Here is a 10,137-nt window from a genome sequence, read left to right as displayed (position 1 = left end):
CCTGCTGCGCGGCCTCGGCCTTGGCTTCCTGTTTCTGTCGATCACGCTGATCGCTTTCGGCGACCTCAACAACCGAAATCTCGCCTCCGGCATCGGCCTCTTCAATACCGGCCGTCAGCTGGGTGGGCTTATCGGAGTGGCCGCACTCCAGACGCTGATCGACCATAATGTCGTCGCCAATGTCGCGGTCCTCGGTGCCAACGTCACCGCAGGGGGCCCCGCGGTCATCGAGCGGCTGACGACCACGACCGCGATGCTGACGGCCAAAGGCATGGACGCCGCGGCCGCTGGCCGGGCAGCGACCAGCCTTCTCGGCCGGGTCGTGACAGGTCAGTCCACCGTGATTGCCTTCGACACGGCGTTCAACGCTGTCGCGCTGCTGTTTGTCATAGCCGCGCCCATCCTCGTCGCAATCAAGATCGGACTAGCGAAAGTGCGCGCTGCGCGGTTGCTCAAGACCAAGGAGTCTCGTGAGAACTATGCGGCTTTTTTGGAGAATGTACGCCAAGAGTTGCTGTGGACCGCCGTTCGGACCGGTAAATACGGTGAACGGGCCAAGGAGCGTTCCATCAATCCCTGCTTGTTGCTACTCATCTTCGCTCTACTGATGCCGTGCCAACCAGCCTTGGCCCAAACCGACCGCAATCCGGTCGGGCAGCCGACATCCGTTGCCGCGCTACCTCCGGAAGATTTGCGACAGCTTCTCGATCTCTTGCAACGCCCCGACATTCAAACATGGCTTCAGTCTCAAACGGGGAACCGCCCGGTCGAAGAGCAAAGTTCGGCCGAAGCCGCCAACGCCCGCGAGATCATCGTTGGCCGGCTGAATGCAGTACGCTCCTTCGTTCACGACATGGCGACCGCCATTCCGACACTGCCCGCCGAACTCCATCGAGCGCGTGTCGCTTTGATGACCGAGATGAGGGGACAGGGATCCTTCGCCGCCATTCTGCCGCTGGTCTTTTTTGCGACGCTGGGGTTCGGTTTGGAGTGGCTCTATTGGCACGCCACATCTGGCTTCCGCGACCGGATGATCGTGACACATCTGGATACCGTCGACGATCGATTGCGGGCTGCGGGATTGCGTATCCTCTACGGCCTTGGCGTCCTTCTGGCCTTTGCAGTCGGAAGTGTTGGCGCCTTCCTGCTGTTCGACTGGCCACCGTTACTGCAGCACAGCGTCCTCGCTTATCTTCTCGTCTTCCTGGCCGTCCGTTTGACATTGGTTGTAGGGCGGATCGTGCTTGCTCCCGGCGCTGAACGGTTTCGGCTGATGCCTGTGGCGACAGTCACCGCTCGCTTCTGGTTTTTCTGGTCGGCAGTACTGGTTGGCCTCTTCGCATTTGGGCACTTCACCTATCAGCTGTTGCCGATGCTCGGAGTAGGACATGAGGCCACATACATCGTTGCGCTTGCATCGGGTTTGATCCTGTTCGGGCTGGCCCTCGTCGCACTTTGGCGCTGTCCAACATTCGACGGTGTCGATATGGTGAGCCGCCGACACCGCGTCAGTACCGTCCTTGGGACGCTCTATATAATCGCCAACTGGTTGGTCGCGCTGTCCGGCGTTGCTGCCACGTTTTACATTGGGGTGGTGCTTCTGGTTTTGCCGATTGCGATTTCCTGCGTGAGGCTCTCAATAGACCATATTATGCGTCCGCCGGGCACGATCGCCGCTAATGAAGGTGTACCTTCGCTCGCTGGGGCAGCATTGGAACGCGGTCTCCGCTCTCTGCTGCTGATCGGAGGCGCTTACCTCATTGCATCGCTGCTTGGACTCGACTTCGGCACATTGGCGGCCAGGGACACCATGGCAACCCATTTGATTCGAGGGCTCCTGAATGCCTTTGTCGTCATTCTGCTGGCCGATTTTACATGGCGGATGACGAGTACATGGATAGATCGCAAGCTGATGCAGACAGCGGTGGGCGACGCGGTCGACCCCGACGAGTTGCGACGAAGTGCTAGGCTTCGCACATTACTTCCCGTCCTTCGCAATGTATTGTTTGTCGTGCTGCTCGCAATGGCCATACTGATGGCGCTTTCCAGTCTGGGCGTGGAGATTGGTCCGCTTATCGCCGGCGCAGGTGTCGTCGGGCTTGCTGTTGGTTTCGGTGCCCAGACGCTGGTCAAAGACATTATCTCCGGAATGTTCTTCCTCCTCGACGACGCCTTTCGGGTCGGCGAATACATTGAGAGCGGCAGTATCAAAGGCACCGTCGAATCCTTTTCGTTGCGCTCGATAAAGATCAGGCATCATCGTGGTGCGCTCCATACGATCCCGTTCGGCTCGCTCGACAAGATCACCAACTATTCGCGTGATTGGGCAATCGACAAGATCATGGTGAGCGTCACCTACAATACCGACTTGGACGTCGTAAAAAATACTGTCAAGCAGGTTGGCAAGCAGCTGCTGACAGATGAGGAAATCGCGCCGAGCATCATGGAAACATTGAAGATGCAGGGCGTCGAGCAGTTTGGCGATTTCGCTATTCAGATTCGCATGAAGATCATGACAAAGCCGGGCGAGCAGGCGGTGATCCGTCGCCGTGCCTATGCTTTGATCAAAAAGGCCTTCGATGCCCAAGGGATCAAATTTGCCGTTCCGACTGTCTCCGTCGCCGGCGGCGGGGACGCAAGCAGCGCGGTCGCGCAGAAGGGGCTTGATCTCATCAAACCACCGCCGCAGACCGAGCAAGCGGCCTTAGATGCCTAGCCACAGCGCTCAAGCCGCCCGTCGCCGCAAGCCCTTGCGAATGCTTATGACCGGCAGATCGCCGATGCAGCGTTCGCGGATGAGACCGTGCTCATCAAGGTGCTCGATCGCGGCCCCTAGTATTTCGGAAACCCAGGTGGAAGCGCTTCTACCGGTTGGAGCAATCCCGCAACCGTGATACCGGTGGAACCGGCCTCGGGCTTCTCATCGCCCGACAACTCGCGATGGCGATCGGTGCTCACTACACTGCCCTGCGCAACCGCAATGGCGGCGGTCTATCAACAAGGAACACTCGATCAGTGCAAGCAGTCTGAATCGTCTGCTACCCGCACTCAATCGAGCCATTCGGCGCGCCGGACGCCAACGACGACAATGGGTCGAAACGAGGCGCTCACCGACCGGCCTGCTGATGATAGCTCATGGCGCGCAAAGCAGGAAGTCGGCCGACACGCGCTGGCATTCTGCTTGCAGTCATCAGACGTACTGGACGTCCTGATCACGAGCGCTAGGTTGATGCCGCATGTGTAACGACTACGAGCAGCACATCAGATATGCCGAATACTGCAGAATGATGCAGGAGCTCGCGCTCGGCATGCCTCCGCATCAGTCGGAACTCGACCTCCCACAGGCGCGCGACGTCCGGATCGGCGATACGGGACCTGCAATGAGAGCTGCAGATGGTAACGTGGTCGAACTCGTGCCGATGACGTTCGGCTTCCCGCCTCCTGAAGGACGCAAGGGCGGACCGGTCTTCAACTTTCGGAGCGAGGGGCGCAGCTTTGCAGAGAGCAGGCGATGCCTCATACCGGCGTCCGCCTTCTTCGAGTTCACCGGTACAAAGTATCCGAAGGCCAAGCATCGGTTCACACTGAACGACGCGCCTTTCATGGCGATTGCCGGACTCTGGCGGGAAGGGCAGGGAAACCAGCCCCCGTCGTTTACAATGCTGACCACGGAACCCGGACCTGATGTCGCGCCTATCCACAATCGCCAGATCGTCGTTCTGCGCCCGCCGGATTGGAAGCGCTGGCTCGACCTGTCGAAGCCGGAAAAGGAGCTTCTCCGGCCGCTTCCCGAGGGAAGCCTCCACGTCGAGGAGGTCAGGTCAGGCAGCGATTGATGATCGACCGATTGACATTCCCATCCGAAGAGGCGGCCTTCGCATATTTCGACCGGCTGCATCCGGTGCCTGCGGGCGAACTGGTCGGCCTTTGGAAGGGAAGCGAAATCTCGACGGGGCATCCGTTCGATGGCGTGCTCGAAAATCTGGGATGGTACGGGAAGCGTTTCCGCGCCGACATGCGCGCCGACGCCCTATTGTTCAAGAAAGATGGCAGCAGTCTCGTGCCGATCGATCCGTCTCCAGTCCCGCTGGGGCTTGTCTTTCGCTTCCATCGGCTGGGCCGTACCGAAGCGGCGAGGACTCTGTTCTCCCACCTGATCAAGCATCTGCGCGCGACGGGTCCAGTCGCTTCGTTGCGAATGATACGCTTCCGCGGCGAGGTCAGCGCGGCAATGGTCTATGACAGTAAGCCTGTTGCTGATCATTTCAGAAAGATCGACACTGACAGGTTGATAGGGGTCATGAGCATACAGGGACACGACGGGCATTTCTTCTTCCAGCTCGAGCGCGTCACGGAGCCTGGCCCTTCGCTTTCGAATGCCACCTAGCGTATGTCACAGCGGCTGCTGCCTTAGCGGCGGCACCTCTGGGGGCGGTAAGCGAACTCACTCACGATATGCACTGGTTGAAGACACCGGTGCCAATGCTGGTGCCGGTCATAAATCGTCACCACAGCCCAGAGCGATCGATGCTTATATGTGTGCTGGAGCACGGCGTGGAGCGACCTGCCCGGATGGGCAGTTCGCGCCAAACCTAGCCGTGCGGCCAGTTGGACGGCGTCGTGAAATAGACGAGATTCCTCAGATGGATTGAGGAGAAAGACCATGCCGAAAGCCAGCCTTGCCGACTTCTCCCGAGAGATCGCCGGCCTTGTCGCCGCCACCGCTCCGGGGATCGCCGCCGTTCATGCTAGCCGCCATAATTCTTCGAGCGCCGTCCATTGGCGTGAAGGATTGTTCGTTGCCGCGAGCGAGGCGATCGAGACTGAGGAAGGTATCACTCTAACTTTGCCGTCCGGCAACTCCGCGGCGGCTGAATTCGTCGGGCGCGACCCAACGACGGGGATCGCGGTGCTGAAATCGGATGTGCCTGATGGCGCGCCGGCTCTGAAACGTGCCGGGCGGACGGAGGCAGGGAATCTTGTGGTCGCTGTCGGCCGGGGGGAAGCTTCTACGCTGGCCGGCTTCGGGATTGTCAGCGAGGCCGGACCCGCTTGGCGCAGCATGCGTGGCGGCCTGATCGACCGGCGCATCCGCCTTTCCGCGAGCATCGATCCGCGCGCCGAGGGCGGCGCGGCGATCGATGCCGAGGGTGGCTTCATCGGACTCGTCCTGTTCGGCCCCGGCCGGCGCGCTCTTGTCATTCCGGCCGAAACGGTCGACCGGGTCGCGGCAACGCTCGCCGAAAAGGGACATATGCCGCGCGGATACCTCGGAGCAGGGTTGCACCCGGTGCGTCAGGAGAAGGCGCGGGGCGCAATGGTGATGAGCCTCGAGGCGGGCGGTCCGGCGGAGAAGGCTGGGCTGGTGCTCGGCGATATCATCACGTCCTGGAATGGCGAGACGGTGGAAGGCGTGCGGGACCTAATCCGCCAGATCGGTCCCGATAGTGTCGGCAAAACGGTGGCCCTCGGAATATTGCGCGGTGGTGAGGCGCGAAACCTCGACGTCGTCGTCGGCGCACGCCCGCGCTCCTGAGCGACAGTGAGGATGGATGGCTGAGCGCCCGCTGACAGTGATGATAGCCCTCTCCGATCCGGAGCAAACGGAGGAATTGGAACATGCTCTGGGGGAGCGCGGTCATGTGGCCGTAGCGACGTCTTTCGATATCGAGCAGCCGGAGGATTTCGATGTGGTCGTGACCGATGGCGAACCTCTCGACGCGGCAACGCCGCATATCGTGCTTGGTGCAGCAGCCTCGGCTGGCAACATCCATGCTGTGCTGCCGCATGCCGCGGATGCTGCGCTCATCGCTGCCGCGACGACGGTCGTCGCGGCAGGATATCGCCTGTCAGTCGCTGATGCTGGAGATGCAATCGAGACTGCTGATACGGAGGAGGCAGTGCTGCCGAGAGACGTGCCTCACAACCTGTCACTCAGCCCCCGCGAATTGGAAACGCTTGCGCTGCTTGCCGACGGGGCCTCGAACAAGGTGATCGCCCGCCAGCTCAAAATTTCGGTGCATACCGCGAAGTTCCACGTCGCTGCAGTGCTCGCCAAGCTTCATGCGCAGAACCGCGCCGACGCTGTGGCCATAGCGCTGAGGCAAGGGCTGCTTTACATATAACGCTCAGCTAATAAGTGTGAAACCGCAACGGCAGCACAAGGGTGCCCTCGGGTCATAGGGGTCGCGCCGCTCAACTGCCCGGCAGCACGATCAATTCGCCCACCATCGACGGCTGATGAGTCTCACACGGAAACTCAAACACCCCGGCTTGTCAGCAGTGGAGGTTGCGGTCGTGAGCTGGCCGCGCTTGACGGTGAAGCTAAGATCGTAGCCGGCGATCACGCTCGGATGCTCCGCGCCGTTGGCACCAAGGATCTCGAGCATTCGCCCTGGTTCACGATATCTGATCGGGCTCCCAGCGGTCGGTCGATACGTCTCATCGGCCCTGCCAAGGTCTTGAAAGGGCTCAATCGAGCCGTTCATCGCGTACGCACCATTGTCCGCAACGGGTCGAGCGCGGAAGACGGGCTATGCGACGAAGGAAACGTTTACCTGACACACGTCTAACAATGAACCGCCTATACAGCCGAAATTATACACCGGCCACTTGGGGCCAGTCGAACATGATTAACCTCGAGGAGCTTCTTCCGGCGCATCATGTCGGCGCCGTCGCCATAGGTTGGGCGGCCGAACTCGTGTCCCATCAGGTCGGCCTGCATGCGATCCGAGCAGCCAACATTCTCAATGCGATCCTGGAAACTGTGCCGCATCGAATAGATCGTATGGTCGGCGGACGGCATCAGCGATGCGCCTCGCATGACCTTGTTGATCAGCGCCGAGGCGTGATCGGCCTTGTCCTGGTAGCGTTTGAATCCTTGGGGACGGCGGTTCATTGCCCAGAGCGACACCCCGACGAGCGGAATGCGGCGAATCGAATACTCGGTTTTTTGACGCCGATCGTCGCGATCGGCAACCTCGACATGCGGCACGTCATCTTCGAGGCGGATATCCTGCGGCCGCAGATTACAGACCTCTCCGAGGCGCAGGCCAGTCTCCACCATCGCATAGACGATATAGCGAGCGTCCTCATTCATCGCGTCGAGCGCGCCTGGTGCCAAAATTTTCTGACGAATCCAGGAAATGGGGAAGGGGGGCGCCTGTTCAGCTTGGTCGCGTTCGTTTCCTTGATGCGTCTTTTCCCATGGCAAATGAAAATCGCTATGCAACGCATTGTCGGTCACCGACAGCATACCCATTATGTCGCTGAAGCAGCGGTTCGCGCTGTAGGCGGTCAGGCCCTCCTTAGCAATCTTGGTCGTCCACCAATCGCGAAGCCTCAGGACATCCTTCCTGCGAATGATCGCTAACTCCATGTCGCCGAGCTCTTCGATCGCGTAGCGGATCGCCCGCTCGCGCGACGTCCTATGCTTCCTTAGCTGATCTCTGGACATTCCAGTGAGGCCGCCCGCATTATGACGTTCGTAGAGTGCCCAAATGTTGCTGAGGCGCGGTGAGGGCTCATCGACAAGGCCGAGGATCGCCGCCTCGACTGCTGGGTGCTCTCTCGCGATCGAGAGGCGCTCGTGCAAATCGGCATAGGGCATCGTCGCCAGTTCGGCGGCGGGCATGTAGGTATAGCCGAGGGAGTGAACGATTTTAACCGCCGCCTAGTAGCGCGCGAAAGCATGCTCGTTATTATTTCCGGCGAGAAGCGCGCGCCAGAAGTTCTCAGCCGCCTCGTGCACTTGCTCTGCCCGCTCCAAGGCCGCCTTCAGGTTGTTCGTCTTCAGCGACTTCTTAACGTGAGCCCGCTTATCGAGATGGGCGACAACGGTCGGAACACGGCGATAGTAGCGGTAGATGCCGCTCGCTGGATGTTTCACAACGTAACGTGAAAAATCATCCGACCTCATCGGATGCCGGTTCTCCACTGCCTTTGTAGGCCTAAAAGTACCCAAAAAGTACCCAGAATGGAAAAATCTAATCGTACTCCACGGGGCTTCACGCGTACGCATGTCACGGTAAGTCTTTGAAGATGCAATTAAAAAGGCCTGCACTATGAGGTGCAGGCCTTTTCTGAAACTGGCTCCCCGGGCCGGATTCGAACCGGCGACCTATCGATTAACAGTCGAGTGCTCTACCGCTGAGCTACCAGGGATCATCTGCGCCGCAGAAGTGAGGCTGCTAATACAAATGCTTTGTCGATTTGCCAAGCGGTTTTTCAAAAAAAATCTACGGTGCCGGTTGCGGGCCTGTGGAGAAAGCACCAACTGTTGGGAAGTTGGATGAAAGAGGCGTGATGACGAACGGCGGCAAGAAGAGGTACTTCGGCATCGATCCGCAAACGCGTCAAATCGTGCTCGGCAAGTGGCGGATCCCGTTGCCCGACTCGCCTGTATTGCGGATTTTGATCGGCTCGCTACTTGTTGTTTGCGGTCTGCTCGGCTTTCTGCCGGTCCTCGGCTTCTGGATGGTTCCGCTCGGCTTGCTCGTCCTGTCCCACGACATTCCTGCAGTGCGCCGTGCCCGCCGCAAGCTCGCCGTCTGGTGGGCCCGTCGACGGGGAACGCAGAATTCATCGGGGAAGTAGGCCACGCTCCGCAGCGACGCCGATTGAAACGCCATAAATCGCAGGCACCAACGGTGCCGCCTTGCAGGCTGTTCAAAGCTATTTGCGAATGTCCTTTTTAGACCTCTCCCTCTTGCGCTCCACATGGATTCGTTTTAAACGCCCGCCATCGCTCGATTTTCCGAGCACGAGAGGCCTCGTGGCGGAGTGGTGACGCAGAGGACTGCAAATCCTTGTACCCCGGTTCAATTCCGGGCGAGGCCTCCAAACAATTCCTTAAATATCACCGCTCAGCGCGATCGGTTTGAATCGCGCCGAAGGCCGGACATTCGAAAACGCCGGGTCGGCCTATCGCCCGCACCGGTCTCTACGCCTTCTCGACGTTCTCCGCCATGGCGTTCGCGTTCGCGCGCGAATTGCCGGCTTCCTTGATGATCTTTCGAGCCTGTTCTTCGGTGAGCTAGGGCTGTTCCGCAGCAACGCGGCGACGATCGCGCCCCGGGGATTTCCTGACCTCTGCCATGTGCTTCCTCCGACTTTCGCCGAATGACGGCGCCGAAGGAGGTAAGTCCCGTCTGTTGTGGCAGTGGGAACGACCGGGGGCTTGCCGGACGTGAGCGGTTCCAGGCAAAAGATAGTTCGGTGGTGGCCCTAATATTTGCGCCCGAGGCAGACGAACACTTAACAAGTCGCCAAGACTGCCCAAGCCGCTCAGTGATAGCGCCGCATCAGGCCGACGAGTTTGCCCTGAATCTTTACCCGGTCGGGACCGAATATCCGGGTTTCGTAAGCCGGATTCGCGGCCTCGAGTGCGATCGATGCGCCCTTGCGGCGGAATCGCTTCAAGGTTGCTTCCTCGTCGTCGATCAGCGCCACGACAATGTCTCCCGGGCTGGCGGTGCTCGTGTTTCGGATAATCACCGTATCCCCATCGAGGATGCCCGCCTCGATCATCGAATCGCCCTTGATTTCGAGCGCGTAGTGCTCGCCATTGCCGATCATCTCGACCGGTACGGAAATTTCGTGGGTGTTGTTCTGAATGGCCGAAATCGGCACGCCCGCGGCGATCCGCCCCATGACGGGCACCGTCATGGACGCGCTGTCGACCGGCGTCGGCGCAGGCTTCGGCGCGAGCGGGGGCTTGCCCAGGCTGCCCTCGATGACGCTCGGCGAGAAGCCGCGTCGCGGCTGAGAGGGAGCCGAATAGGCCTCGGGCAGTTTGATGACCTCGAGCGCACGGGCCCGATTGGGAAGCCGACGAATGAAACCGCGCTCCTCGAGCGCCGTGATCAACCGGTGGATGCCCGACTTCGACGCGAGATCGAGCGCATCTTTCATCTCGTCGAAGGACGGCGGGACCCCGGATTCCTTCATCCGTTCGTGAATGAACAGAAGCAATTCCTGTTGCTTGCGGGTCAGCATGCGCGTCACTCCAGATTCGCGAAACAAATCAAGAACAGAAACTATCCGTTCCATATGTGTTCCGCAAGCACTTAATATTCCGTGAACTTTAGCCGGGCGTCGAGGCGCGTCGCGGCAACCGGGAGCATTGCCGGACCGGAG

10 protein-coding genes, 2 tRNA genes and 1 pseudogene are annotated in these 10,137 nt (G+C 59.9%); 8 read left to right on the top strand and 5 right to left on the bottom strand.

Going from position 1 to position 10,137, the window contains the following annotated elements:
• From CO676_RS10680 to CO676_RS10660, 6 genes and pseudogenes are all read left to right on the top strand, one after another.
• Positions 1–2,716, top strand: a 2,716-nt coding sequence (locus CO676_RS10680; RefSeq protein WP_097520803.1) for a mechanosensitive ion channel family protein, incomplete at its 5' end; no start/stop codon positions are given.
• Between the two features lie 75 nt (positions 2,717–2,791).
• Positions 2,792–3,030, top strand: a pseudogene (locus tag CO676_RS36005) (two-component sensor histidine kinase); the annotation flags it as partial.
• Between the two features lie 206 nt (positions 3,031–3,236).
• Complete coding sequence (locus tag CO676_RS10675; protein ID WP_014764437.1) at positions 3,237–3,836, top strand: SOS response-associated peptidase; 600 nt, start codon at positions 3,237–3,239, stop codon at positions 3,834–3,836.
• Positions 3,836–4,387: a DUF4334 domain-containing protein gene (locus CO676_RS10670; protein WP_097520801.1), complete on the top strand. Its 552-nt coding sequence runs from the start codon at positions 3,836–3,838 to the stop codon at positions 4,385–4,387. The genes CO676_RS10675 and CO676_RS10670 overlap by 1 nt, the downstream gene beginning before the upstream one ends.
• Before the next feature lie 276 nt (positions 4,388–4,663).
• On the top strand, positions 4,664–5,536 hold the full coding sequence (locus tag CO676_RS10665) for a S1C family serine protease (protein WP_097520799.1): 873 nt from the start codon (positions 4,664–4,666) through the stop codon (positions 5,534–5,536).
• 16 nt (positions 5,537–5,552) lie between these two features.
• The gene (locus CO676_RS10660) at positions 5,553–6,125 is read left to right on the top strand and encodes a helix-turn-helix transcriptional regulator (protein ID WP_097520797.1); all 573 of its coding nucleotides are present in this window, start codon (positions 5,553–5,555) and stop codon (positions 6,123–6,125) included.
• A gap of 90 nt (positions 6,126–6,215) precedes the next feature.
• Here CO676_RS10660 and CO676_RS35195 read toward each other — a convergent pair whose 3' ends face one another.
• The 4 genes from CO676_RS35195 to CO676_RS10650 all read right to left on the bottom strand — a co-directional run bounded on the left by CO676_RS35195 (position 6,216) and on the right by CO676_RS10650 (position 8,163).
• Positions 6,216–6,389 carry a hypothetical protein gene (locus tag CO676_RS35195; RefSeq protein ID WP_179875445.1) on the bottom strand — a complete coding sequence of 58 codons (174 nt, stop codon included), beginning with the start codon at positions 6,387–6,389 and terminating at the stop codon, positions 6,216–6,218.
• A 194-nt stretch (positions 6,390–6,583) separates the two neighbouring features.
• Positions 6,584–7,609 carry a site-specific integrase gene (locus CO676_RS10655; RefSeq protein ID WP_245424294.1) on the bottom strand — a complete coding sequence of 342 codons (1,026 nt, stop codon included), beginning with the start codon at positions 7,607–7,609 and terminating at the stop codon, positions 6,584–6,586.
• 63 nt (positions 7,610–7,672) lie between these two features.
• Positions 7,673–7,918, bottom strand: coding sequence for a DUF6538 domain-containing protein (locus tag CO676_RS36000; protein ID WP_245424293.1), 246 nt, complete (start codon positions 7,916–7,918; stop codon positions 7,673–7,675).
• A gap of 170 nt (positions 7,919–8,088) precedes the next feature.
• Positions 8,089–8,163, bottom strand: a tRNA-Asn gene (locus CO676_RS10650).
• Positions 8,164–8,304: 141 nt separating this feature from the next.
• On the opposite strand from CO676_RS10650, the gene CO676_RS10645 reads away from it, so the two are divergent.
• Both CO676_RS10645 and CO676_RS10640 read left to right on the top strand, forming a co-directional pair.
• The gene (locus tag CO676_RS10645) at positions 8,305–8,595 is read left to right on the top strand and encodes a hypothetical protein (protein WP_041414389.1); all 291 of its coding nucleotides are present in this window, start codon (positions 8,305–8,307) and stop codon (positions 8,593–8,595) included.
• A gap of 172 nt (positions 8,596–8,767) precedes the next feature.
• Positions 8,768–8,841, top strand: a tRNA-Cys gene (locus tag CO676_RS10640).
• A gap of 444 nt (positions 8,842–9,285) precedes the next feature.
• Here CO676_RS10640 and lexA read toward each other — a convergent pair.
• Complete coding sequence (gene lexA / locus CO676_RS10630; RefSeq protein WP_041415398.1) at positions 9,286–9,996, bottom strand: transcriptional repressor LexA; 711 nt, start codon at positions 9,994–9,996, stop codon at positions 9,286–9,288.
• Between the last annotated feature and the right edge of the window lie 141 nt (positions 9,997–10,137).

This window comes from Sinorhizobium sp. BJ1 (assembly GCF_002531555.1).
Lineage (GTDB): Bacteria > Pseudomonadota > Alphaproteobacteria > Rhizobiales > Rhizobiaceae > Sinorhizobium > Sinorhizobium fredii_B.
Note: the sequence above shows the minus strand (reverse complement) of the source record. Positions and strands in the feature narration are given on the sequence as shown.